Annotated in this window: 24 protein-coding genes and 1 pseudogene; 6 read left to right on the forward strand and 19 right to left on the reverse strand. The window is 53.1% G+C overall.

The features are described 5' to 3' along the window. Positions 1–4: 4 nt before the first annotated feature. The 3 genes from F1379_RS15725 to F1379_RS15735 form a co-directional block, all read right to left on the reverse strand. Entirely contained in the window at positions 5–970 is a 966-nt protein-coding gene (locus F1379_RS15725) for a hypothetical protein (protein WP_150271403.1), read from the reverse strand. A gap of 154 nt (positions 971–1,124) precedes the next feature. Then, complete coding sequence (locus tag F1379_RS15730) at positions 1,125–3,098, reverse strand: glycoside hydrolase family 2 protein (RefSeq protein ID WP_150271406.1); 1,974 nt, start codon at positions 3,096–3,098, stop codon at positions 1,125–1,127. A 182-nt stretch (positions 3,099–3,280) separates the two neighbouring features. After that, complete coding sequence (locus F1379_RS15735; protein ID WP_162551180.1) at positions 3,281–4,123, reverse strand: helix-turn-helix transcriptional regulator; 843 nt, start codon at positions 4,121–4,123, stop codon at positions 3,281–3,283. 151 nt (positions 4,124–4,274) lie between these two features. On the opposite strand from F1379_RS15735, the gene F1379_RS15740 reads away from it, so the two are divergent. Then, positions 4,275–5,984 carry a glycoside hydrolase family 2 protein gene (locus F1379_RS15740; protein WP_150271410.1) on the forward strand — a complete coding sequence of 570 codons (1,710 nt, stop codon included), beginning with the start codon at positions 4,275–4,277 and terminating at the stop codon, positions 5,982–5,984. Between the two features lie 272 nt (positions 5,985–6,256). Here F1379_RS15740 and F1379_RS15745 read toward each other — a convergent pair whose 3' ends face one another. The 4 genes from F1379_RS15745 to F1379_RS15760 all read right to left on the reverse strand — a co-directional run bounded on the left by F1379_RS15745 (position 6,257) and on the right by F1379_RS15760 (position 10,560). Further along, positions 6,257–7,591, reverse strand: coding sequence for a glycoside hydrolase family 28 protein (locus tag F1379_RS15745; protein ID WP_150271412.1), 1,335 nt, complete (start codon positions 7,589–7,591; stop codon positions 6,257–6,259). A 163-nt stretch (positions 7,592–7,754) separates the two neighbouring features. Further along, positions 7,755–8,648, reverse strand: coding sequence for a class I SAM-dependent methyltransferase (locus F1379_RS15750; RefSeq protein ID WP_150271414.1), 894 nt, complete (start codon positions 8,646–8,648; stop codon positions 7,755–7,757). 69 nt (positions 8,649–8,717) lie between these two features. Then, positions 8,718–9,119 carry an Rrf2 family transcriptional regulator gene (locus tag F1379_RS15755; protein ID WP_150271416.1) on the reverse strand — a complete coding sequence of 134 codons (402 nt, stop codon included), beginning with the start codon at positions 9,117–9,119 and terminating at the stop codon, positions 8,718–8,720. Positions 9,120–9,147: 28 nt separating this feature from the next. Next, the gene (locus tag F1379_RS15760; protein WP_150271418.1) at positions 9,148–10,560 is read right to left on the reverse strand and encodes a DHA2 family efflux MFS transporter permease subunit; all 1,413 of its coding nucleotides are present in this window, start codon (positions 10,558–10,560) and stop codon (positions 9,148–9,150) included. 153 nt (positions 10,561–10,713) lie between these two features. Between F1379_RS15760 and F1379_RS15765 the strand changes: the two are divergent. Next, positions 10,714–11,658, forward strand: a pseudogene (locus F1379_RS15765) (SMI1/KNR4 family protein); the annotation flags it as partial. 79 nt (positions 11,659–11,737) lie between these two features. On the opposite strand, the gene F1379_RS15770 reads toward F1379_RS15765, so the two are convergent. The 5 genes from F1379_RS15770 to F1379_RS15785 form a co-directional block, all read right to left on the reverse strand. Beyond that, positions 11,738–12,019 carry an alpha/beta-type small acid-soluble spore protein gene (locus tag F1379_RS15770; RefSeq protein WP_150271422.1) on the reverse strand — a complete coding sequence of 94 codons (282 nt, stop codon included), beginning with the start codon at positions 12,017–12,019 and terminating at the stop codon, positions 11,738–11,740. Positions 12,020–12,173: 154 nt separating this feature from the next. Further along, on the reverse strand, positions 12,174–12,302 hold the full coding sequence (locus tag F1379_RS30320; protein ID WP_239004691.1) for a DUF6254 family protein: 129 nt from the start codon (positions 12,300–12,302) through the stop codon (positions 12,174–12,176). A 114-nt stretch (positions 12,303–12,416) separates the two neighbouring features. Then, positions 12,417–13,397, reverse strand: coding sequence for an aldo/keto reductase (locus tag F1379_RS15775; protein WP_150271425.1), 981 nt, complete (start codon positions 13,395–13,397; stop codon positions 12,417–12,419). 57 nt (positions 13,398–13,454) lie between these two features. Beyond that, on the reverse strand, positions 13,455–13,850 hold the full coding sequence (locus F1379_RS15780; RefSeq protein ID WP_203457115.1) for a MerR family transcriptional regulator: 396 nt from the start codon (positions 13,848–13,850) through the stop codon (positions 13,455–13,457). Between the two features lie 91 nt (positions 13,851–13,941). Next, on the reverse strand, positions 13,942–14,550 hold the full coding sequence (locus tag F1379_RS15785; protein ID WP_150271427.1) for a sugar O-acetyltransferase: 609 nt from the start codon (positions 14,548–14,550) through the stop codon (positions 13,942–13,944). An 841-nt stretch (positions 14,551–15,391) separates the two neighbouring features. On the opposite strand from F1379_RS15785, the gene F1379_RS15790 reads away from it, so the two are divergent. After that, complete coding sequence (locus tag F1379_RS15790) at positions 15,392–15,763, forward strand: iron chaperone (protein WP_150271429.1); 372 nt, start codon at positions 15,392–15,394, stop codon at positions 15,761–15,763. 84 nt (positions 15,764–15,847) lie between these two features. Here the strand turns inward: F1379_RS15790 and F1379_RS15795 are convergent, their stop codons facing one another. Both F1379_RS15795 and F1379_RS15800 read right to left on the reverse strand, forming a co-directional pair. Next, on the reverse strand, positions 15,848–16,273 hold the full coding sequence (locus F1379_RS15795) for a MaoC family dehydratase (protein ID WP_150271431.1): 426 nt from the start codon (positions 16,271–16,273) through the stop codon (positions 15,848–15,850). Between the two features lie 39 nt (positions 16,274–16,312). Continuing rightward, a complete protein-coding gene (locus tag F1379_RS15800) occupies positions 16,313–16,825 on the reverse strand; it encodes a GNAT family N-acetyltransferase (protein ID WP_150271433.1) in 513 nt (170 codons plus the stop codon). A gap of 175 nt (positions 16,826–17,000) precedes the next feature. Here F1379_RS15800 and F1379_RS15805 point away from each other — a divergent pair, with 175 nt between their 5' ends. Beyond that, positions 17,001–17,639, forward strand: coding sequence for a nitroreductase family protein (locus tag F1379_RS15805; protein WP_150271435.1), 639 nt, complete (start codon positions 17,001–17,003; stop codon positions 17,637–17,639). Positions 17,640–17,712: 73 nt separating this feature from the next. After that, a complete protein-coding gene (locus F1379_RS15810; protein WP_150271438.1) occupies positions 17,713–18,138 on the forward strand; it encodes a MarR family winged helix-turn-helix transcriptional regulator in 426 nt (141 codons plus the stop codon). Between the two features lie 6 nt (positions 18,139–18,144). Here the strand turns inward: F1379_RS15810 and F1379_RS15815 are convergent, their stop codons facing one another. Further along, positions 18,145–19,035, reverse strand: a complete 891-nt coding sequence (locus tag F1379_RS15815; protein WP_150271440.1) for a LysR family transcriptional regulator — start codon at positions 19,033–19,035, stop codon at positions 18,145–18,147. A 133-nt stretch (positions 19,036–19,168) separates the two neighbouring features. Here F1379_RS15815 and F1379_RS15820 point away from each other — a divergent pair, with 133 nt between their 5' ends. Continuing rightward, the gene (locus tag F1379_RS15820) at positions 19,169–19,621 is read left to right on the forward strand and encodes a hypothetical protein (protein WP_150271442.1); all 453 of its coding nucleotides are present in this window, start codon (positions 19,169–19,171) and stop codon (positions 19,619–19,621) included. A 604-nt stretch (positions 19,622–20,225) separates the two neighbouring features. On the opposite strand, the gene F1379_RS15825 is transcribed toward F1379_RS15820, so the two are convergent. From F1379_RS15825 to F1379_RS15840, 4 genes are all read right to left on the reverse strand, one after another. Continuing rightward, on the reverse strand, positions 20,226–20,675 hold the full coding sequence (locus F1379_RS15825) for an OsmC family protein (RefSeq protein WP_150271444.1): 450 nt from the start codon (positions 20,673–20,675) through the stop codon (positions 20,226–20,228). Between the two features lie 4 nt (positions 20,676–20,679). Continuing rightward, on the reverse strand, positions 20,680–21,804 hold the full coding sequence (locus tag F1379_RS15830; RefSeq protein WP_150271446.1) for an NADH-dependent flavin oxidoreductase: 1,125 nt from the start codon (positions 21,802–21,804) through the stop codon (positions 20,680–20,682). A 75-nt stretch (positions 21,805–21,879) separates the two neighbouring features. After that, positions 21,880–23,085, reverse strand: coding sequence for an acetyltransferase (locus F1379_RS30630; RefSeq protein ID WP_338046375.1), 1,206 nt, complete (start codon positions 23,083–23,085; stop codon positions 21,880–21,882). A 150-nt stretch (positions 23,086–23,235) separates the two neighbouring features. Beyond that, positions 23,236–23,979, reverse strand: a complete 744-nt coding sequence (locus tag F1379_RS15840) for an amino acid ABC transporter ATP-binding protein (protein ID WP_275262497.1) — start codon at positions 23,977–23,979, stop codon at positions 23,236–23,238. Between the last annotated feature and the right edge of the window lie 5 nt (positions 23,980–23,984).

The following is a 23,984-nucleotide window of genomic DNA, read 5'->3' on the forward strand; positions in this document are numbered from 1 at the left end:
GACTCTATTTCGCTGGCATCCGCACCGGAATTAACCCGTCCGGCTTCATCCGGTATTCCCGGATCTCTGTAGAACCGATATCCGAGGCCTCGTAGACCAGATCGTTCCGCAGCATGACGGAATCCGCTTGCAAGGCATCGTTAATACAGGCCTCCTCTGCGCGTCCATCATGCCAGCGGTAGGCATAGGCGGTCATCGGCAGTCCGTGGGCGGCGACGGCCTCCGCATTTCCGTCCCCGTCCAGATCCCGTTCGGCGGTATGGCCAGTGTCGACCCGCAGGACTCCTGCCGGCCGGCCGTCGGCGCCGATCCGGTAATAGCTGCTTAGAGTATTGTTCGCTCCGAGTCCTCCGACGACCTTCAGCAGTCTTCCGCCGAACAAATCCGCAGCATTTGCATGCAGATCTTCAGGACGGCGGTAGTTATAAGTGCCGATATCACCAAGCTCATAATGCCCCTGCTGTGTTGTTAAATCCGCATAAATATAATCATCATCGCCAGCAAGTGTGTAAAATATGACCCCCACATGTTCGAAACCCTCTACCTGCACCTCAGAAATGACCGCTGCGCCTGCAGGCAGGCCATCCACGGAAGACACCGACGGTATTCCGGCAGGCTGCCAGTCCAGCGGGATCATCTCCACAGAAGCCATTTCGCGCGATTTAGGGTGAGTGTTACCGGCAGAAATTACCTCACTCCCTTCAGGTTCTGCGATAACCGGGCTCTTTTCTGGCACTGCGGTTAGCAGGCTCCCTTCAGGCGCTGCGATTCCCGGGCTCTCTGCTGGCGCTGCGGCTAGAGCTGTCCTCCCTTCATGCGTTACAGGGTTCCCGAGAGAGGATGTGCTGCCAGTCTCCTGCCGAATCCCCTTGCTTCCGTCTTCCAAGCCGGACATTCCCCTGGTGGCCATTACTGCTGCTATCAGCAGAACAGCGAGTACTCCTGCTATCGGGTAAACCATTGATTTCATCGACCTGCCCCCCTCTCCAGATGCTATACAGACAGTATAATCAGACCGGACAGCCCGGAAATGACGTTCCCGTCGCCTGAAGGTTAAAATCTTGTCGCAAAAAGCAAACATCCCCCATACCGGGGGATATAAGTACGAACCGTTATTAAGCTATTTACAGCTTTATCCACTGTTCAAGCACTTGGAAACCGCCGGGCCGGCGGATTTCTGCATGAACCCTGCCGGATAGGCCTTGCGTCTCCACGGCAATCTCCGTCTGTTCACCCGGAGCCAATGGCGGAATTTCAAAGCTATTCTCTCCTTCGCTTTCCGCTACAGACAAGAGCAACCGGTATCCGGCAACAGAATACGCGGGAAGCTCATGGCTGCAGGTCACTCGGCAGAGCAGAATTCTGGCGGAACCGCTGCCGCTGTGTACCACCTCAAGCCTGACCGGTGCCGATACCTCCTGCAGCAGACGATAAGACGGCTTCTCGTTCCCGTAAAGATCGGTTACCCCATGCACGCGCTGGCGCAGCCGTCCCTCACCTTCCTCGCCCATTTGGGTGCGGTAATCGTTGAGGTTGAAATAGATCATCCCGGCAATGTTCGGAATTTTGCGGTAGATATCCATTTTTTCAAGCAGCTGCTCCCTGCGCCGCTCATCGCCGCCGCTAAAGGCCGGCTCGCACAAGCCAAACTCCGACACGACAATCGGTTTGTCCGGATAGGCCGCGATCATTCGCTGCACCGTCTCGTCCATATCATGCTCACCGTGCCAGGTCCCGATATAATCGTTCCACATAATGGCATCGCCTGCACCGGTGGCGTCGGCAGCCGGATCGAGATGTACGGTGTTGCTCACGTAATTCACCATCCGGGAGGAATCCAGACTGTGGATAAATGCTTTCATATCTTCAACAAAACGAACCGTTACCCGGGACTGCCCGTCCAGCTCGTTGCCGACTCCCCAGGCGATCACACTGGGATGATGGTTGTGGCGGGAGATCATCTCGTATAGCTGCTGCTGCACCAGCGCCGCCGTCTCTCCGGCGGGCTCGGCAGGCTGCTGCCACAGCGGGATTTCTTCCTGGACCAGAATTCCGTAGCGGTCACACCATTCCAGCAGCCGTTCGCTTTGCTGCCAATGAAAACGAGTAAATACGCAGTTAGCCAGCTTAAGCTGCTGCAATACCCGCATGATATCCTCTTCCGATTCGGCCATTCCTGTATCCGGGCGGGAGCCCGGCATCCATTCCACGCCGGCCAATCTTACGGGCTCTCCGTTCAGCAGAAACCGGCTGCCTTCCGCCTTGAATTCACGGAACCCGATGCTCTTCGTCACTTCATCCTGCACTTGTCCTCCGGCTACAATTCGCACCGTGAATTCATACAAATGGGGATGATCAAAATGCCAAAGCTCGATGCCGCCGACTCTAATCTCCGGCAGTTGTATAATGCCGCTTGGATAAGCAGTCGTATGTGAACCCGCCCATACCGTGTCGCCCTTCCGCTGCAGCAGCAGCTCAAGCTGGAGCTCCTGCCCGGCAGCATGCAGTCCTTGATGGAGCGTAAGCGTCCCTGTAATTACGCCGGTGGCTTCGGATTGACCACTACCTGGCAGCAGCGGAGCCGCCTGGATAAAAACAGCATCTATAGCCGCTTCGCCGGTGATTGACATTGTTACTTCACGTATGATTCCGCCGTCATCGGCCCAATCAAAGCTGTTGCCTCTGGGCAGAGCCGTCTCGCTGTTCCCGTTATCGGCGGATACGACCAGCAGATTCTCTGCTCCGGCGATGATGAACGGCGTTGCTTCAATTCTGAAGGCGGTGTAACCCGAGTTGAGATGACTGCCCGCCAGTTCCCCGTTAATCCAGATGGCGGCATCGTGATAGACGGCTTCGAAATCAAGCCACACCCGTCCCCCCGGCCGAAGCTCCGGAGTCTGGAAGCGGCTCTCGTACCAGCCCAGCCCGCGGTAATTCTCTGATGCCGGCTGCACATTCCAGGTATGCGGGACATCTACCGCTTCGGGAGCCGGCAGTCCGGAGCCCGCCCAGCCCTCCACAAGCCCTGTTCCTTCAGGGTCCATCTGAAATTTCCATCCTTCACTGAGCACTATAGTTGTTCTACCAAGCTGTTCCACGCTGCTCACTCCTATCGTCTTCGTCGCAGTATCCTTTGCAGGCTAATTCCAATGTAACGTAAGCGGGCGTGGAAGGAAATTAATGATCTTCGGCACTTCATGGACTATATTCTTACCGTGCCGGAATTCCGGCAGGGCCTCACCGCAGGTACCGCGCAGGACTATCGAGAGGTGGCTACGCATTATTCGTTCTTTCTTCTGCTGCAGCGGTAGGCGCTCGGGGAGAGGCCGTTAAGCTGCTTGAACATTTTGCTGAAATGATATTCCTCGTAAAAGCCGCACAGCTTGGCAATTTCCTTCACCGGATAATCCGTATAGACGAGATAGCCGCAGGCGTGCTGGTTACGGATGTGCATATGATACTCCTTGGGTCCCATGCCGGTATATTTCAGGAACAGCTTTCGTAGGTATGAAGCGGAAATGCTGTGCTCCTCGGCTAGCTGTTCGATGCGGAGGTTCTCTTTGGCGTTGTTCTCCAGCTGTCTCTTGATTCCCTCGAAGGCAGCGAAGGCACCGGATTCCATCAGGCTCCAATCCGCCTGTGTGGTCTGATGAAGCTTGTGCAGCAGAAGCTGCAGCTTGGCCTTCGAGACGGCCGTCCCGGCAGGGAGCGCCGGTGACCATTCATGGTGGAATTCCCGGAACAACCGGCTTAATTCCTCTACCTGTTCTTCATTGAACTGGCTGATGAAAGGAAGCATCAGCTTCCCGACAGGCTTCACTTCTTTCCACACTGCATCGTATACCAGCTCCGCACAGTCGAACAGCAGCATGGTAATCCGCAGCGGTGCGCTGGTCTCCGAGCGCATCGACATTTTCAGGCCGGGCTTTAAATAAACAAGCATTCCGGTCTGCACACGGTGTTCCGTATTCGTCAGGAAGGTCCCCTCTCCCTCATGTATCCAGTACAGGCTGTGCACATTTACCAGATTGCGGATGTCCTCCCAGCCGGGATAGGTGACCTTGTCAAAGGCAAAATGGATGTGCACGATAAGGTCGTTCAGGTTGTATCCAAGCTCCTGCACGATCATTCCTCCTTGCTGTAGATAAGCGCGATTTATACAAGTGCTTCGTGTTTTTTTCTATTCAATACCTGAACTGTACATGATACGATCCGTATGATCAAGAAATCTTTATAATACTGGTAAAGGGCAGCTATAACGAGGAGGAGCGCAATTGATCAGAACCTTTCGCGAACATCAGCTCCGCAGAACAGAGCTTTTGGACGGTCCGTGGGATTTTGCCAAAGATCCGGAGAATGTGGGCATACAAGAGAAATGGTATGAGCGATTTCCACAAGACACACAATCTCTCTATGTTCCTTCCTGCTGGAATAATGAGCTCGGTTTGTACGACTATGAAGGCGTCGGCTGGTGCCGGACCAAGCTGCAATTGGACCACACCCGGCATGTCCGGCTGATCCTGCATGCTGTGCTTGGCCACGCCGATGTATATCTGGACGGGAAGCATCTGGGGTATCACTATGGCGGGTATACGCCTATTGAATTTATTATCCCTTCCCTTGCTGCAGGAGAGCATGAGCTTATAGTAAGGACCGATAGCACCCTGGACCGGCTGACGATTCCGACGGAAAATGTGGATTGGTTTCATTATGGCGGCATTATCCGTTCCGTCGAGCTGCAGTATTTGCCGGAGCTGTTCATCCAGCAGTTCAAGATCGGGTATGAACTCAGCGGCACCGATGCCAACGTAAGTGTACAGGTGCAAATCCGTTCGCTTGCCCAGGCACAGCAGACGACCCGGCTGACGCTGATCGAAGGCGGACAAGAGCTCCAGTCGGAGCAAATTGTTGTGGAAGCAGGGGGAACCGTCACTTATACGGCTGACCTTCAGTGGACTGGAGTGCGTCTGTGGAATGTTGGGCAGCCCGAATTATATACGGTTCAGGCGCGGATCGACGAAGATGACCAAATTGAGCGGGTCGGCTTCCGGCGGATTGAAACGAAGGACCAGCGGATTCTGATCAACGGGCAGCCGGTATATCTCAAGGGCGTTAACCGGCATGAGGAGCATCCCGAATGGGGCTTCGCTTTCCCGCCAAAGCTGATGCACAAGGAACTGGACATCATTCTGGAGCTGGGCTGCAATTCGGTCCGCGGCTCACATTATCCGCAAAGCCCGTATTGGCTGGACCTGCTCGATGAACACGGGATCGTATTCTGGAGTGAAATCCCGATCTGGGGGGCTTTACTGCCGAATGATACCGTAAGTGAACCGCTGTTCCAGGAGCGGGCGCTGACCATGATCCGCGAAATGATTGGCCTGCATATTCATCATCCGTCCGTGGTCTTCTGGTCGGTACATAATGAGATCGACACCCGTACCCCGGAGGCTTATGCCCTGACGGAACGACTGATTCAGGCGGTGAAGGAGCAGGACACCTCCAGACTGGTAACCTATGCCACCATGCATCCGCTGGAAGACATCCTGTTGCCTCTCTTCGACGTTATCGGGATTAATAAGTATTTCGGCTGGTATGAAGGAGAAGTCGGGGGCTTCAAGGCTATGCTGGAGCAGTTCCATGAGCGTGCCCGGCAATTGGGAGCAGGAGATAAAGCTGTGCTAATGACCGAGTTCGGCGGGGCCGGATTGTTCGGGGACGTGGGCTGGGAGCCCAGATTGTTCAGCGAGGATTACCAGGCGCAGATTGTAGCGGAGGCGCTGGACATCTTCAGGAGCGATCCGAAGATCGGAGGTACCTTCATCTGGCAGTTCGCCGATATCCGCGGCGATCTGAAGAGCAGCAGCCGCCACTTCCGTGACCGGGCCCGCGGGTTCAATAACAAGGGTCTTGTCAACGAGTACCGCAAGCCCAAGCAGTCGTTCCGGGAAGTGCGGCGGATCTACCGGTCCTGGAGCGAATGAGCTTCTTGCCCCGGTTAGCATAGAAGCTATGGTTAACGCGCCGGAAGCTTGACCATGAAGCTGCCCCTAAAGCCATGCGTATGAAATGGCTGCCAGGGGCAGTTTTATTGAATTATCTGAGTTTTGGTTGCCGTTAGGTCGTTAGATCTGATCGTTCCGCTCGGCCTGTTCAGTCCGTTTGTCCTACGACCTGTTCAGTCTATCCAGTCCATTCAGTCCGTTTACTTTCCAGTCCATGCCCTGCTCAACTCCCCGCAGTCATGTCTTATCTACTAGCGCACCCTGAAGTTCTCCAGCTTAAGCCGTCCAACATTACTGATTTCCACACTCTTATTGATGGCCTGCACATCAATATTATTCAGCACGATACTCTCGACATCGCTGCAAATGAGCGCATTCTCAGCGCGCAAGCGAATATTATGAAGCTCGATATCGCTGAGGCGCTGCTCGGGCAAGCCTTTGATTTCCACAGCAATCCGCGCACCCTCGCCAGAAATATCCTGAATGTGGATTTGCCTGAAAATAGAAGGCGCATCCGTCTTGGGTACGACTGTGCTGTAACCATAATACATATTGATTTGCACGGCCTCTTCCCTTACCTCGTTGATCTCGATTTGCTCGAACCGGATATTCTCCACAAAGCCCCCGCGGCCGCGCATGGATTTAAGCCGGATGCCGCGGTCTCCGCCGCTGATTGTGCAGTGGTGGGCATACACATTCCGGACGCCTCCCGACATGCCGCTGCCGATAACCAGTCCGCCATGCCCTTCCTTCATTGTACAATTCCGGATGACAATGTTCTCGCATGGCTTATTGACCCGCCAGCCGTCTTCATTCATGCCGGAATTGATCGCGATGCAATCATCGCCTGTCTCGAAGCTGGAGTCCTCTATCAGCACATTGCGGCAGGAATCCGGATTCAGACCGTCCGTATTGGGGCCGCAGCTTACGACCTTCACCCGCCGGATAATGACATTCTCGCAGTAGACCGGATGAATCGTCCACTGGGGGCCATTATGGATGGAGAGTCCTTCAATCCACACATTTCTGCAGTGAACCGGCTGGATAAAAGACGGCCGCAGCGCATCCTGCTCGGTACCGAATATCCGCTGTTCCACGGGAATCCTCTCGCTTTCGGCATAGCACAGCTTGTCTGCCGCCGTCTGCTGCAGCTGCTTCCAGTGCCACCATGCCTCGCCGTTTCCGTTCAGCGTCCCTTCGCCGGTTACGGCTATATTCTCGCAATCTCTGGCATAGATCAGCGGGGAATAATTGTAGCACTCCATCCCCTCCCAGCGAGTGAACACCGGCGGCAGATAGTCGGCAGGCGCATCACTGAAATGAATTACAGCCCCCTTTTCAACCGCTAGATGAATGCTGTTTCTCAGGTGGATGGGTCCTGATCTCCATTCTCCCGCAGACACGATGACCGTTCCGCCCCCCTGTCCGGAGCAGGCATCGACCGCTCTTTGAATCGCGCCTGAATCGGATTCCCGCCCAGGGCCAGCGGGCCGGAAGGCCTCTGCGCGCAAGATTAGATCCGGGAATTGCGGGGCAGCAATTTCCTCCATATCAAACGCTGTACCGTAAAAATGCTTGTCGCTCATCTATTGGGTTCTCCCTTCCTTCTTTACATTAATAGGAATCATATCATCCCCTCCGGTGGCGGTGAATGGAGAAAAAGCCCCTGCGCTTGTAAGATTCGAGCCTGCATCACAAAAACAGTGATTCCCTGCCGGGAACCACTGTCTCGAACGATATGTCTGGCAATTAAAGCTCTCGGGTATACATATTCTGGTCCTGCAGCCGGATCAGCACCTTGCCGAATCGTCCGCCCTGCGAGATCTCTACCTGCCCTGACGGATAGGTCCGCTCCAGATAATCGGCAGCGATTTGCCGGCTTCGCTCGTCTGCAGGCAATCCATATAAATGGAACAAATGCATGGCTTCCTCCAGCGCGGCTTCACGGGTAAGCGTCGACGTCTTCATTTCTCGGGTAACAATCGACTCAAACGCATAACCCTTCAGCAGCAGCAGCTGCAGCAGATAAGCATACTCCATCTGCTCGCTGTCCATTGCCCGGTCCGTAACCAGCGGCCATAGCTCCTGCACGAGGCTGTGCTCGCGTGGACCTACGGACATGCTGATATAGCAGAATTTCCGCGCACAGCCCAGCACCCTTTCCACACTCTCCCAGTCCTCGATGACCGGACACATCGACACAAAGACGAGATCAAAGGCCTGGTCCCAGCCCTCTGCCTGAATGTCGATGTCTTCGAAAGGCCGGGCAACGAGGCTGACGCTTCCGTGTGTAATCTTTGCTGCGTTGTGCTGCAGCAATTCGGCCAAAGGCAGACTGGGCTCTACAGAGGTTACACAGGCCCCTCTTTCGGCGAACGGCACGCTGAAGCCCCCCGATGCAGCACCGATATCCAGTACAGCTTGACCCTCAAAAGCAACCCCCTGCCCTTCCAGCCAATTCATAATCCGTTTGGCCCGTTGGCGGCCTTCTTCATTCCACACCTGCTCGTTGAACGTTTTGGCTTTACTGTCGAATGTATGAGCGGGGTCCATGCCGGCTTTTTTCATCCGGGCTACGGCCGTAAGCGGGTCTTCGCGCCAAGCCTTTGTCCACACTTGTTCATCCAGTACTATTTCTTTCATAGTGAGCCTCCTATCAGAGTTATCGTAGATTCTAGATATCCGTAATTCGGATGAAATAAAAGCTGTTCTTTACAGAACAACCGGCATTTGCTTGGCCAGCTCAGACAGCTTTTGATTTCGCAGATGCTCCTCCATCTTCATCTCCGCAGAGACCATTACCTGCTGGATCAGGCACTCCGGACCATGGTTCATCTCGCATTCAAATAAGGATGCTGTGCCTTCAATGGCATGAATGACATCAAGAAAAGATATTTCTTCGAAATTCCGCTTCAAACGGTAGCCGCCATTGGCTCCTGAAGTCGATTCAATCATTCCCGCCTTGACCAGCTTGGTCAGGATTTTGGATAGATAAGTAGTGGAAACCTGCTGCCGCTCCGCCAGCTGCTGTACGCCGATCAATTTATGCTGCGGGGATGCGGCGAGAAAGAGCATGGTGTGCAGAGCATAGTTCGTCGCTTTGGAAAATTTCATCGCGCGCTGTTCACCTCTATCGTAGACTTTATTTGTCTATAATAACTTTAATAGAACGTGAAGTCAAATGTCCCTCTCTGAGCGGAATGAATAAGGAAAGGATGAACCCCAGAACTGCGAGCACCGCCAAAATTATGAATGCAGCATAGATCCCCTTATGCATACCGGCAGTATAAGATACAGCGCTATAGTCGGCTTGTAAGGTTACCAAGGTAACGAGCAGTGCACCGCCCATCGACATAGACATCGTGCGGGTGACCGTCGTCATCGGCGAAGCGTAATTCGCTATTGGACGCGGCAGACTGGTCATTGCCAGAGCGGTGAGCGGTGTCATCATGCAACCGATGCCGGTCATCAGCAGGGCGAACAGCAGCATTAGCACTCCGTATGAGGCCTGGGCCGATACACCCGCCGTGAACGCGGCCATGACCAGAGCGATCCATGTAAAGCCGCTGCGCAGCAGGTTCCGGCCGCCGAAACGGTCGTATATTCTTCCCGATACAACCCCCGACACTCCCATCAGCAGTGCGCCGGGCAGCAGGAGCAGGCCCGATTGCCGCGGCAGCATGCCCCTGACATTCTGGGCATAAAGGGGAAGCAGCAGTTCTACCCCGGACATCACGATGAACATCAGCACACTGATGAGCGTGGCATAGGTGAATTGCGGGTAACGGAATACGTTGAAGTCCAGCAGCGGCACATTCATATTAAATTGACGCTTTACGAACAGCAGAATCATTGTACAGCCGAGGAGCAGAATGGAACCGCTAAGCAGTGCACTGCTTCCCTGCTCTCCCAGAATGCTGAATCCGTATAGCAAGCTGCCAAAGCCTATGCTCGAATAGAGAATAGAGGGCTTGTCCAGAATCGCCGGGCGGGTCTCCCCTACGTTCACCAGAAAAAAATAACCAACAGCCAAGTTTCCCAGCGCAACCGGTGCAACTACATAGAACAGGAGCCGCCAGGAATGTTCTTGAATCACGAAGCCCGAAATGGTCGGTCCGAGTGCCGGAGCAAGACCGACGATGAGGCTGGCGAGCCCCATTGCTGCGCCCAGCTTTTCCTTCGGAAACACCTGAATAATTGTGTTCAAGAAGAGTGGTACCAGTAATCCGGTGCCAACGCCTTGCAGAATTCGCCCGCAGAGTATCCATTCAAAGCCATAGGAGAATCCGGCAAGCAGTGTGCCGGAAGTGAATGCACCCACCGAAACGAAAAATAACGTTCGTGTAGAATATTTTCCGATCAAGAAGCCCGTTACAGGCATTACAATTCCGGAGGCAAGAAGATAGGCGGTGATCAGCCATTGCGCCCGGTTGGCCGGGATGCCGAGCTCTTCCATCATTTGCGGCAGGGCTGTATTCAGCATGGTCTGCATCAGCTGCGCCAGGAAGTTGGCGACGACAAGCGACGCAACGATAAGTACATTTCTTTTTTTCACAATATGTTCCTCCACATTCCGTGATAATAGGGGCTTGTCTACTCCTTTCCTAAATTTATATTACGGATAATACGAGTCTATGATATCCATAAAGAAGGCGGCTGTCAATTTATACATTGAATTCGATATACTATATTGTGAGAGGAGGCAACTATGAATTATACCCTTAGTGAACAATTGAAGGTTTGGCATGAAGAAGACGAGCATCAGGCAATTGTGGATGCCTTGCTGGCGGTTCCAGCCGATCAACGGGACTATGAGTGGGCCGGTCTGCTGGCCAGAGCTTACAATAATCTCGGACAGTATGAAGAAGCGTTTAGTCAGTTGGAGCGTGTAGCTGAAGCTGGGGCGCAAGATCCGTTATGGCATTACCGGGCAGGCTACTCTCTGTATTACTTAAAACGATATGAGGATGCGGTTCAAGCGTTGCAGACTTCCAGACGCCTGGCTTCCGGCGATCCGGATTTGGAAGAGTCATTGAAGTGGATTCTGCAAAAAGCGGAGAAGCAGCTTAAGAACGGACAACGGCTCGCCTCAAAACAAGAGGAAGCTTCCAAGCATGGCGGACAGCCGGCAGCGGTGCCGTTTACGGATATGCCGCTTGCGGATTTCTGGGAGGACAGCGAATACGCCGGGAAAGCCTATCATTCCCCGCCTTTTGACGAGGAATTACTCGCTTCTGTTGAAGAAGAGCTCGGATATAAGCTGCCGGCGTCGTATGTCGCACTCATGCGGCAACGTAATGGCGGAGTGCCCAGGAATACCTGCTTTCCTACTGAAGATTCAACCTCATGGGCCGAAGATCATATCGCGATTATGGGCATCCTTGGCATTGGGCGGGAAAAGAGCTATTCGCTGTGCGGCGGCCTGGGCAGCCCGTTCATGATAGAGGAATGGGGTTATCCGGACATTGGCGTCGTGATCTGTGATTGTCCTTCTGCGGGTCATGATCTTGTCATGCTGGACTACCGGGCCTGCGGCAGGGACGGCGAGCCTGCTGTCATTCACGTCGATCAGGAAAGCGACTATGAAATCACCTTTCTGGCAGATGATTTCGAGGCGTTCATCCGGGGCTTGGTCAGTGAAGAGGAATTTGATTATTAAGCCAAAATCGCCCGTTCCGGTAACGGCAATACTACCAGGCCATTTACCGAACGGGCGATTTGATTAGAGCGTATTATTGCTCTCTCTTGGCAAGCTGCTCCTGGGCCATGCGGATCAATTCGCGAACCATGGTTCCGCCGATCTTCCCGCCAACCTGGCCGGCCGATTCCGTATCCAGGCTGCCGTTGTAGCCGCGTTCAAGCGGTATACCCAGCTCCCGGGCCACCTCGTATTTCACATCGTCCGGACGCCCCGGGTCAACGGCATAGCCTTCATTTTTCATCACGGCTGCCTTGAAGTCCTGCATCCCCTGCTCTGCACCGGACACTGCATATTTTCTCCTTTTTCTGGCCATATGCTCCACTCCTCGCCTGTTTTACTTAAGATGTGCAGGAGCGGCGGGATTATACCGGAGCTTTCCTTCTGCCTGCAGATCATATTTTGGATGGATCAAGCCGGGATCATAGCAAAAGGACCGCTGGAGATCGTCTCCGGCAGTCCTTCTTGCTTTAGAGTGTAGTATGCTGTTCTTCGTACTCGCCGGATAATTCCTTAAGCGATTTGATTTTACCATGGGGATGCTGTGCTTGCTTGCGTGACTTCCAGGCAGCTTCATCTCTTCTCTTCTGGTGAGCCATAACAGGTAGCCTCCTCTGGAATCTGAAGATGTATACTACCTGCTTAGGTTGTCTTCTCCCGGCTGTGCTCATTCATTGATTTGATTACATTGTCTGTCTCTACCGGATTTACCCTTATTGTGGCCCTACAACCGGGTGCGGTACATACGGCTCTTCCAGATATGTCAGCTCTTCCGGAGTCAGCTTAACGGACAAGGCCGAAATCCCGTCCTCAAGATGACTCATCTTGGTCACGCCGATGATCGGGGAAGTTACCGCACTCTGGTGCAGCAGCCAGGCCAGAGCAATCTGTGCCCGCGGAATGCCGCGCTTCTCTGCAAGCTCAGCGACCCGCTCCGCGATAGCGCGGTCGGCATTCGCCATAGCATCGTATTTACTCCGCTGGACCTGATCCGTCTCGGAGCGGCGGGTGGACTCCTTCCAGTCCCTTGTCAGTCTTCCCGAAGCCAGCGGGCTGTACGGAATGACGCCGATCTTCTCTTCCCTGCACAGCGGCAGCATTTCCCGTTCTTCCTCACGGTACATTAGATTATAATGGTTCTGCATCGAGATGAACCGGGTCCAGCCATGCCGCTCAGCCACATGATTCGCCTTCAGGAACTGCCAGGCATACATGGCGGAAGCGCCGATATAACGTACCTTCCCGGCTTTTACAACATCGTGGAGGGCCTCCATGGTTTCCTCAATCGGCGTATGATAATCCCAGCGGTGAATCTGATACAGGTCCACATAGTCGGTACCAAGCCGCTTGAGACTCTTATCAACCTCACTCATAATAGATTTCCGAGACAGCCCCGCTCCATTCGGTCCCTCATGCATACGGAAATATACCTTGGTGGCGATCACCACTTCATCCCGGTTTGCATACTCCTTAAGGGCTCGTCCTACGATCTCCTCACTTGTCCCATCCGCATATACATTCGCTGTATCGAAGAAGTTAATTCCAGACTCCAGGGCTTTACGGATAATCGGACGGCTCTGAGCTTCGTCAAGCAGCCAGGGATGAACCCAGCGCTCAGCGACGCCGAAGCTCATACAGCCCATGCACAGCCGGGATACATCCATTCCCGTATTACCAAGCTTCACATAATCCATAGGTTTAGCAGCTCCTCCAGCTTTGAAATAAATTCAGCAGCACCAGCGGTTCAGTTCTCAATCCTGCTGCGGGCGTAAGGCTTGCTCCTTCTTCAGAATCGTCTGCTCGTAGCGTTCGATCTTGTCATCCAGCCGCAGCAGTGTATCCGTCATCTCGGCGATCTTCCCGGCGAGGCGGGTGCGCTGCTCTGTCAGCAGTCCTTTGCGCGTTTCGAGGGTGGCGTCCCCCTGCCGTGACAATGTCACATACTCGATGAGCGTCTCTACCGGAAGCCCGGCGCTTTGCCGCATGCATTTGATGAAATCAACCCACCTGCAGTCCTCTTCCGTGTAAGTCCGCATTCCGCTCTTGTTGCGGGTTACCGGAGGGATGAGCCCGATGCGTTCATAATAACGAAGCGTATCCTGTGTAAGCTTGAATTTCTCGCTGACTTCCGCAATCGACATCGACATCGTATTCACTGCCTTCCTTCTTCCGCTGATGCTCACTCAAGAACAAGCATATCGTCTGGAGTTAACTCCAAGTCAAGACTTTTATGCTGAATTAATAATCCGTAACATCGAATTCTCTGTCTCTGAAATAAAATCTCCGGTCCTCCTCCGTAATCTCGCGGACAACCCTGCAAGGATTGCCGACAGCAATCACATTGCCCGGGATGTCCTTGGTCACGACGCTGCCGGCACCGACGACGACATTGCTGCCAATGGTCACGCCGGGATTGACGACCACATTGCCGCCGAGCCACACGTTATCGCCGATGGTGATGGCGATGCCGTACTCATACCCTGAATTCCGCGAGTCCGGATGAACGGGATGGCCGGCCGTATAGATCGAGACGTTCGGGGCGAACATAACATTATCACCGATGACCACCCGGCCAACATCCAGAATGGTACAGTTGTAGTTCGTATAGAAATTTTTGCCGACGGTAATATTCTTCCCGTAATCGCAATGAAAGGGAGCTTCAACGTTAATATTCTCACCCGCGTCGCCAAGAATACTCCGGATCAGATCTTCTCTTCTTGCCGGTTGGTCGGGGCTTAGCTGATTATATTGATGTATCTTCAGCTTATTGGCCAATCTTTCTTCCGTCAATCCATCCAGCCAGGCTTTATAAGGGAGTCCGGCGAGCATTCTTTCTTTATGATTCATGAGGTATCTTCCTTTCGAGCATTATTAAAGACCTTTTAATAAGTATAAACATATATCTTTTCCTTCACTCTGTCCACTGCTTTCTGGTCAGCCTGAAGCTTCATTGCTATACTTAGCTTATGTATCTATATAAATTGAACTATTGAAATTCACATGAGATTAGGTCGTAACTGCGGGGAATGTTTGGACTTCCGGCCACTGCCCGCCCCCAGATTTCTTAATTTTAACCGCTCTTAGCGGTTGAAATCCGGTGACAGCTCATGCTTCCGATGTGAGCTTTCCTCCGGAAAGCTTTCAGGCGGACGCTATCGCTCCTCCAGTTCCAAACTTCCCCTCCGCACTCCAATCTCTTGTGTTGTTCTTTTGTTCAACTTATATAGTTGCGGTTTCGGCCTCCGCCTGATGGCTTTCGCAGTTAAGCTGATCGGCGAAGCACGGGCTAAGCTGCTAATTGCAGTTTGTACAACTATATCCATCTAAACAGACCGTTTCCCGGCTATAGTTGCATTTCGTACATCTATTTTCTTGCTTTTAGGCAGTTTGATCTCAATATGCTGATTTTAGTTGCACAAAATACATCTATCCTTCAAAGATGGGTGCATACCTAACAAATAGTTGTACGAAATACATTTATCCTTGTAGAATAGGGGTTGCCTTTCGTTCATCATACCTAAACAGAGCCGGATAGAGCCTGCTGCCAGCGAATTCAACAGCAACCAGCGGTATTCATCTGGAGAACGGGAATGGGGGCAGCGTCCGGAAGTCCATAACTTTAATTCACTTTCGGGCCTTATTCAGGCTAATCTTAAGTTCAACTTATATTTATTTAGGAGGGAAGCCTTTGGAAGATTTCGCAGCGTTTATATCGAAGCTTGAGAATCCGGAGCATCGGGCCCGAATGGAGGAAGTGTTTGGCTGGATCGCTGAGAGATTCCCCCAGCTTGAGACCAAGGTAGCCTGGAATCAGCCGATGTTTACCGATCACGGAACATTCATTATCGGCTTTAGTGCAGCCAAACAGCATATGGCGGTCGCTCCCGAGAAGGTGACTATCGCCCATTTTGCCGAGGATATTGTTAAGTCCAGCTATGATCATACCAAAGAACTGGTGCGTATCAAGTGGACTCAGCCGGTAGATTATACATTGCTGGAGAAACTCATCGAGTTCAACATTTGGGACAAGGCCGAGTGTACTACCTTTTGGCGAAAATAAATCCTGGAAGCATCCATCAGCATTTGCTCTAAATTCAAAAGGCAGCCGACCCCCAACGTCAGCTGCCCTCCGCTTATTCATCTGTTATTTTCGCACCAGCACGGTCAGCTCGCCTTCAAACACCTGATCTTCCTTCTCGTTGAACGTCTTCAGGAATACCGTAACAAGCCCCGTTTCATTGGCTTTCTCTCTTAGTCCGGTCACCTCAACGGTAGCATGAAGCTCGTCACCGGGATACACCGGCTTGATAAAGCGGATATTGTTCATCGCGGTTCCCGCAATGATATCCTCGCCATAGCTTCCCGTCTCCACCCATAGCTTGAACGTAACCGCCATCGTCTGAATGCCGGAGGCAATAATCCCGCTGAACCTGCCCTGCGCCGCTTTCTCATCGTCCAGGTGCATATGTTGTGGATCATATTCGGTGGCAAATGCCGTTATATCTTCTTTGGTCAGCCGCAAGGAGCGGGTCTGGAAGGTCTGGCCGGTCTGAAATTCATGATAACGCATGGATACACCCCTTAATCTACTAATAGCTAATAGAGTATATCACACCTTATGTATGGCATATAAGCAGGTCAGGATGCCGCGGTTCCGGGGATTCGCGAACTGCTTCTCCAGCTTCATTCCCAGCTTCTCCGCCACATGTCTTGAGGCCGTATGGGCCTCAGGCATATTCGCACAAATCCTTGTCAGCTCCAGCTTCTCCCATCCGTACTCCATTACTGCCCTGGCAGCCTCGTAACCGTAACCTTCCCCCCAATAATCAGAGTGAATTATGTAACCCAGATCATTTTCGGATTCACCGGCAAAATCCTGCTTCAAAAGTCCGGCATCACCGATGAGCTGCCTTGTGTCCTTCAGCTCGACCGCCAGTCTGCCATATCCGGAGGGGTAATGTGCGAAGCACCGTTGCTGCAGCCAATCTTCACTTTGTACGCGGTTGAAGGGCTGCGGCCAATAGCTCATTGTCAAAGGCTCGGCCAGCATTGTTTGTAAAGCCGGAAGATCCCTGGCATGGTACTCCCTGATCCGCAGTCTTTCTGTCAAAAGTTCAATCATGGTATGAACCACACCTTTCTTGTTCAGATTATGAAGTATGATGGACACCAGATATTAGAATTCAAATTTATTGTTGCAATGCAGCATATTTTGCGATATATTTGACGTATCAATTATTGACTAGTCAACTATTGAGCGGTCAAATAAAAATAGACATTTTAAGGAGAGAATCATCATGAGAAAATTCCAGCAAACCAACGACTTCAACGAGATTGTATACGGCCGCCGTTCGATCAAAACCTATGATCCTTCGGTAAAAATCAGCAAAGAGGAAATGACGCAGATTCTGGAAGAGGCCAGCACCGCACCATCGTCCATCAACATGCAGCCTTGGCGCTTCCTCGTGATTGACAGTGAAGAAGGCAAGCAGAAGCTGGCTCCTCTGTCCCGTTTTAATAAAGAGAAGGTGCTTCAGGCTTCCGCGGTTGTGGCGATCTTCGCCGACATGAACAACTTTGATTATGCCGAAGAAATTTACGGTAAAGCCGTAGAGCTGGGTTATATGCCGCAAGAGGTGAAGGAATACCAGTTGAACGCCTTCAAGCCGCTCTACTCCCAGATTTCGGAAGCGGCTATGCGCGATATCATCCTGCTCGACGCCGGACTGGTGTCCATGCAATTGATGCTGGTGGCGCGGGCGCACGGCTACGATACGAATCCAATCGGCGGCTATGAGAAGGATCAGATCGCCGAAGCCTACGGACTTGATAAGAACCGCTATTTGCCTGTCATGCTGCTTACCGTCGGCAAGGCTGCCAGCGAAGGCTTCACCTCTTACCGTCTGCCGGTTGACAGAACGACTGTTTGGGCTTAAACTCAATTTTTATTATCCAGAAGACGGAGCTCAGCTCCGTCTTCTTTAAACATAACATCAAGGAGGGAACTCTATGAATTGTTCCATGGAGCAAGAAGGTATCCTGTATCTGCTCAAAAAGATGAGCAATGAGCTCAGCCCCAAGTTCGAGCGCTGCACCGGAATCGGCTCGTCGCGGTACGATTTGCTCTACCAGCTCTATAATGCCGAAGAAGTGACGCAAAGCTTTCTGCAGAAAGCGGTCCATATCGATGGAGCCGCGATTACCCGCCATTTGAAGCAGCTTGAAGCCGAAGGCATGGTATCTAGAAGACGGAACCCTGAAGACCAGCGGGAGACCTTTGTCCGCTTGACCGATGAGGGCCGGGGTGTAATCGTCAACTTTAACAAAGAGCGTACGGAGTTTATCCGGCAGATGCTTGACGGATTCAGCGCGCAGGAAATGAATGCCCTGACAGATATGCTTACGAGGATTCACAACAATCTCAAAGAGCTGTGAACCCGCTCAGAATTCGCCTCCGGCGGGTATTCCTTCCGGCAGCCGCTCCTTCAGCACCTGCATGAATTCCCGGAAGGCACTGGTCATGTACAGATCGCGCCGACGGATGAAGACCGTCAGAATATCCCCGTACCCTTCCGGAAACGGATAGCAGCACATGCCGTCCTTGACCGTAAGCCGGTCATAATACGAGGCTGGCAGCACAGAGAAGCCGATTCCCGCCCTGACACAGCCGAGCAGCCCTTCCATGGTCCCGAATTGCATCACTTTACCCAGACGGAACCCTTCCTCCCGCAGCCACTCCTCCAGCTTCACCGGATAGATACAATCCGAATTCAAGGACAGCAGCGTCTTGCCCTGAATCGATGACAGCCTCTGATAATCCAGGGTCTGCGGAACAATCAGGGCCAGATGCTCGTGGATGATGAGCTCCTGTACGATCTCCGGATGCTCGACCGGACCGTCCAGGAAGGCGCCATTCACGGCATATTGCAGGACCGCTTCGATTAACGGCTCCACGCGTCCGATGTCCAGATGCACCTCAACATCGGGGAATCTGCTGCGGTAAGCAGACAGGACGGCAGGCAGCCGTACAGCTGCAGTAGTGTCTGAGCCGATGGTAATGGAGCCCTTCGGCTCCGGAGAATCCTGTACAGCCTTCTCGGCCTCATCCATCAGGTTGATGATCCTCTCCGTATACTCCAGCAGTGTCTGCCCCGCAGAGGTTAACGTAATCCCCCGGCTGTGCCGGTAGAACAGCGGTGTCTTCAGCTCCTGCTCCAGCTGCTGAATCCGCGCGGTTACATTGGACTGCACATAATTCAGACTCTGGGCAGCTCTGGAGATGCTGCCTTCTTCTGCTACGCTCCTGAACACCTTCAGTAAGCCGATATCCATACCGTTGCCTCCCTCCTGACTTGGCCATCATTCACAGTGATGCCTTACCATCATTTCCCTTCATTATACATGATCTCACAAACATAATATGATGAAATTACAAGAAGGAAGAACCTGTGAAGGAGCGAATACAATGGCACACAAAACATGGAGCTTTAAGGATGCAAGCGGGAAAGAAGTCGTCATGAGCAACGGCGACATTCTGAGCTTTCAGGATATTATTGAGCGCATGAACAGCAGTGAAGCTGAGCTTTCTCCCAAGGAGCATCACTCTGTCGGCAAGAGTAAACTCAGCCTTGTACTAGGCAAAGCCGGTAGCACAGGCGATACAGGCAGTATGGGAGATACCGATTGCATGGGAGATACCGTCAGCGTGGGAGATACCGGCTGTATGGGTGATATCGTCAGCATGGGCGATACCGTCAGCATGGACGATATCATCAGCATGGGTGATATCGTCAGCATGGGAGATACCGTCAGCATAGACGATACCCTCAGCTTGGGAGATGCCGTCAGCATGGACAATAACGATTGCACGGGTGATACCCGGGGTACGGGCGATCATTGGCATCATCCTTCTGCCTGATTGGAGGTTAATGTTAGTTAGAGGTCCCAGTCGGAATGTAAGCGTTACCGGCACGGTTAGGCTAAAAGTTACGGCTGTCACTTTAACACTTTGGCCGGAGAAGTTACGCAGCAGCCAAATGTGGTCGGTTTTTCATACACATGAGGGCCGTTTGCGCTACTTGGAGCCAAATGTGGTCGGTTTTTCATACACATGAGGGCCGTTTGCGCTACTTGGAGCCAAATGTGGTCGGTTTTTCATACTCATGCGGGCCGTTTGCGCTACTTGGAGCCAAATGTGGTCGGTTTTTCGTACACATGCGAGCCGTTTACGCTAGGAGCAGCCGAATGTGGTTGGTTTTTCGTACACATGCGGACCGTGTACGCTGGCAGGAGCCGAATGTGGTTGGTTTTTCATACACAGTTGGAAGCCGAGGTTAAGACAACGAAGTTGAACGCTGCTACAGTAATAAAGACGCTCCTGACGGAGCGTCTTTATTGTCTTTATGTTTGCTTTCACGTTATCCGGAGCTATGTTATCCATTGGAACCGCCGTATGCGGACCCACATGAACGGTGGTGTAAGATGACGGTGGCTTGCCGTCCCTCCTGCCCGATCAGGATTCTTCAGCTGACGGCGATTACCACGATTGGCTCCGTGGATATCTGTACGTTGCCCGCCACCGCCCTGGAGATCATGCAGGCGCTCTCTGCTTTGTGGGCGATACGCTCCGCCTTCCGGACATCCTCATCCGTTGCATCCACAGGTAGAGTAATGACCGGGGAGTGCTTGATGGCTTCATAGGTAAAAATGTTGTTCGTGACATCCACCGTAGCCTTGGAGGTCAGAGTCAGACTTGCAGGTGTGATTGCTGACCGTTCCAGCATCGCCGCCAGGGTGATGAGATAACAGGTCGCTGCCGCGCCGAGCAGCATCTCATCCGGGTTCGTGCCCACGCCGGGCCCGCCCATCCCCTGCGGGATGGAGATTTGCGTCTTTAACTGACCGGCGTCGATCGTGCCCGTGCTGTTCCGTCCGCCGTTCCAGACTGCGTTCAGTACAAACGGATGCTTCATCCGTTTACCCTTCCACCACCGGGAACCAGCCCGGAACATGCACAATCATGTTCCAGATCGGGTCCGGAATGACCAGCCGCTCCTGGTCCTGCTTGGTCAGGTTCACGGCAATATGCTCTTCATTGCCGGATTCCAGCTTCTCCACCCAGTCCGGCTCGATGATCAGCTCACGGCCAAGCGCCAGCAGCGGAACACCCGTACTGATCGCTGCCAAAGCCTCATCCGCTGTATGAATATTGCCTACACCAATAACAGGAGCCTTGTCTCCGACCCGCTCCAGAATCCATTCCATCCGGGTCTTGGATTCATCTGCGCCCCGTCTCGGCTTGGACCAGAAATCATTAAGTGACACATGAATGTAATCCAGGCCCTTCTCCTTGATAGCATCCAGCAGAATGAAGGTTTCTTCCATCGTCAATCCCGGTGTCTCCGGCTCTTCCGGGGAGAAACGGTAACCGATAATGAACGGCGCTGTGGCATGCTTCTGGACGACCGCTTGAATCCGGTCGATAATCTCCAGCGGGAAGGTCAGCCGCTTATGCGCATCCCCGCCGAAGCGGTCTTCTCTGCGGTTCGAGTGCGGCGACACGAACTGCTGGATCAGGTAGCCGTTGGCGCCGTGAATCTCCACACCGTCGAATCCGGCTGCAATGGCCCGCCGGGTAGCTTCGGCGAAATCGGTAATGATCTGTTCGACCTCAGCCTCGGTCAGCTCGCGTGGTACCGGGGAGCCCGGCCGCTCGCTGGGGACGGCGCTCGGCGCCACGACATCGCCGCCGACCTCATTCGGCGGGCACTGCCGTCCGCCGTGGAAGATTTGCAGGACGGCCTTGGCGCCCTGCTCCTTGATCGTGCCGGCCAGCCGGGTCAGGCCGGGGATGAACTCATCGCCGAAGGCCGCGAATTGATCGGCGAAGCCTTTACCATTCGGCGACACGTAAGTCACAGCCGTAATCACCATGCCGGCTCCGCCGGTCCGGCGGGCGTAGTAGGCCAGCTCCGCATCGGACACGGTGCCGTCCTCGTTAGAAGAGGAATGGGTCATCGGGGCCATGACGATTCGGTTCTTCAGCGTGATGCCGTTCGGTAGCGGCACATTCTCTAGGATCGGACTGTATTTCGGATTCATTTACTCCACTCCTCTGGGAAATTTTTTGGTATAGTTATAGACCTCAGGTATCTTACTTAAACAATTATAGTTACTTTAATTCAATAATTCAAAATCTGATTCCATTTTATCGGCTTGAACGATTAGAAAATGTGGCTGCATGCTCAACCGCTGGAACCATTTATCATGCCAGCTGCGGTATTGCGGATTGTTCATATCGCCCATCACGGGCTGCGGCTCTACCATGTTCCTGATCCGGAAACAGCTGGCTGTCGTATTAACGATCTCGCCCAGCGGCCGGGTGAAGAAGGAGACCTGAACAGGTCCGGACTCCTGCTTGTTCCACGTTTCCGTGATCCGTTCGGTGGCGAAATAATTCCCCGCAGCCTCCCCTTGCTGTTCCATGAACGGATGGTGAATGGAATAGAGCAAGGTTGCCCCGGGCTTCAGTACCCGCCGGAACTCCTGAAATACGGGCGTCCAATCCTTAATGTAGTGAAGTGTTAACGAGCTTAATATCAGATCAAAGGATGCGTCGGGAAATGGAAGAGGCTCCGACAGATCATGCACCAAGGCCGTTCCGCGGCCGCCAATCCGCCTTAGGCAAGCTTCAACCATAGAAGAACTGAAGTCAACAGCGGTCACGTCCGCACCTTTCTGCAACAGATAATCCGTGTACCAGCCTGCTGCGCACCCTGCATCCAGCACATTCATCCCGTTCAAATCACTGGGCAAGAGCTGAATCATTGCAGGTCTTTCATAGTAAGCATTGTGCCCGCTGTCCGTATCCACATGCTTCTCATAATCCGGCGCCAGCTTATTGTAGCTGTCGATGAGCGAGTGCTTGAAATCGTGTGACGGTGTCATCTCCATATGAATCAGCGGATAGGGTTTTCCCAAATCATCAAGCTCCGATCTGCCAACCTGCCGGAATCCGCACCGCACATAGAATTGATAGGCGCCTTCATTCTGTTCGTTAACATCGACTAGCAGCCGTTCACCCTTCAATTTCGCAATATGAGCGACCAAGCGCCGGCCGACGCCTGTGCCGAAATGCTCCGGGTCCACGAACAATGTGTCAATCTTGCTGCCCTCCACTCCGGCGAAGCCGAGCGGCTGCCCGGTCTCGTCAACCTCCGCATATAACTCTGCAGATCTTAAGGCCCCATCCTTCACCGCCTGATGATTAAATTCAAAATCCGCCTCTGCCAAAAAATGATGCGTCTCCTTCACAGCCCTGTACCAAATCTGCACAAGCTTGTCATAGTCTTGTTCCCGAACCGCAGTTATGTATGTTAACACACGCATTCCTCTCTTTCATGCAGTCACTTCCAATTCTACTGTTCTGTACCGCAGATTGTACCATGAGCGCTCCCGCAAAGCATAGAAAAAGCGCATAGCCGCAGCTACGCGCTCCTATATCATATGTTCGGCATTGCTCTCTCAACGGTTCTAATCCCGGTTCAGGAAAGTCCGGGTCCGTTCCAGCTGCGGGTTACCGAAGATTTGCTCCGGTGTCCCCGACTCGGCGATCTCACCATTCTCCATGAAGAAGATGCGGTCCGCCACATCACGGGCAAAGCTCATTTCATGGGTAACAATGATCATCGTCATGTTCTCTTCCGCCAGCGTCCGGATGACCCGCAGCACCTCGCCGGTCAGCTCGGGATCGAGCGCCGACGTAGGCTCGTCGAACAGCAGAATGTCCGGGTTCAGCATCAGCGCTCTGGCAATCGCCACCCGCTGCTTCTGTCCGCCCGACAACAGGGACGGGTATACATCAGCTTTATCGGCCAGGCCCACTTTGGCAAGCAGCTCCAGGCTCCGGGCCGCAATTACTTCCGTGCTCTCCCGCTTCAGCGTTCGCGGAGCCAGCTCCAGATTGCCCCGCACCGTGAGATGGGGAAAGAGATTGAAATGCTGAAACACCATGCCCATGGTTGAGGTGATCTTCCGGATGTCGGCTGCAGCGGCATATTTGCCGTTCTGAACGAGCGGCTTGCCGTGAATCAGAATGCTGCCGCCGTTTACTTCCTCCAGGTGGACCAGGCTGCGCAGCATTGTGCTTTTGCCGGAGCCCGAGGGTCCAATGACCGCCACAACCTCACCGGGAGATACCGAGAAATTAATCGCCTTCAGCACGTCCAGGCTGCCGAAGGATTTCTGTAGTTGTTGAACTTCAATCATACTGCTCATCGTTA

It is taken from the genome of Paenibacillus tepidiphilus (assembly GCF_008635795.1).
Classification (GTDB): domain Bacteria; phylum Bacillota; class Bacilli; order Paenibacillales; family Paenibacillaceae; genus Paenibacillus_AQ; species Paenibacillus_AQ tepidiphilus.

Bases quoted from the DNA above. Each gene is read 5' to 3' on its own strand.
- F1379_RS15725 (WP_150271403.1), bottom strand. From the start codon at position 970: ATGAAATCAATGGTTTACCCGATAGCAGGAGTACTCGCTGTTCTGCTG.
- F1379_RS15745 (WP_150271412.1), bottom strand. From the start codon at position 7,591: ATGAGCGACAAGCATTTTTACGGTACAGCGTTTGATATGGAGGAAATT.
- F1379_RS15750 (WP_150271414.1), bottom strand. From the start codon at position 8,648: ATGAAAGAAATAGTACTGGATGAACAAGTGTGGACAAAGGCTTGGCGC.
- F1379_RS15755 (WP_150271416.1), bottom strand. From the start codon at position 9,119: ATGAAATTTTCCAAAGCGACGAACTATGCTCTGCACACCATGCTCTTT.
- F1379_RS15770 (WP_150271422.1), bottom strand. From the start codon at position 12,019: ATGGCCAGAAAAAGGAGAAAATATGCAGTGTCCGGTGCAGAGCAGGGG.
- F1379_RS30320 (WP_239004691.1), bottom strand. From the start codon at position 12,302: ATGGCTCACCAGAAGAGAAGAGATGAAGCTGCCTGGAAGTCACGCAAG.
- F1379_RS15775 (WP_150271425.1), bottom strand. From the start codon at position 13,397: ATGGATTATGTGAAGCTTGGTAATACGGGAATGGATGTATCCCGGCTG.
- F1379_RS15780 (WP_203457115.1), bottom strand. From the start codon at position 13,850: ATGTCGATGTCGATTGCGGAAGTCAGCGAGAAATTCAAGCTTACACAG.
- F1379_RS15785 (WP_150271427.1), bottom strand. From the start codon at position 14,550: ATGAATCATAAAGAAAGAATGCTCGCCGGACTCCCTTATAAAGCCTGG.
- F1379_RS15795 (WP_150271431.1), bottom strand. From the start codon at position 16,273: ATGCGTTATCATGAATTTCAGACCGGCCAGACCTTCCAGACCCGCTCC.
- F1379_RS15800 (WP_150271433.1), bottom strand. From the start codon at position 16,825: ATGATTGAACTTTTGACAGAAAGACTGCGGATCAGGGAGTACCATGCC.
- F1379_RS15805 (WP_150271435.1), top strand. From the start codon at position 17,001: ATGAGAAAATTCCAGCAAACCAACGACTTCAACGAGATTGTATACGGC.
- F1379_RS15810 (WP_150271438.1), top strand. From the start codon at position 17,713: ATGAATTGTTCCATGGAGCAAGAAGGTATCCTGTATCTGCTCAAAAAG.
- F1379_RS15815 (WP_150271440.1), bottom strand. From the start codon at position 19,035: ATGGATATCGGCTTACTGAAGGTGTTCAGGAGCGTAGCAGAAGAAGGC.
- F1379_RS15820 (WP_150271442.1), top strand. From the start codon at position 19,169: ATGGCACACAAAACATGGAGCTTTAAGGATGCAAGCGGGAAAGAAGTC.
- F1379_RS15825 (WP_150271444.1), bottom strand. From the start codon at position 20,675: ATGAAGCATCCGTTTGTACTGAACGCAGTCTGGAACGGCGGACGGAAC.
- F1379_RS15830 (WP_150271446.1), bottom strand. From the start codon at position 21,804: ATGAATCCGAAATACAGTCCGATCCTAGAGAATGTGCCGCTACCGAAC.
- F1379_RS15840 (WP_275262497.1), bottom strand. From the start codon at position 23,979: ATGAGCAGTATGATTGAAGTTCAACAACTACAGAAATCCTTCGGCAGC.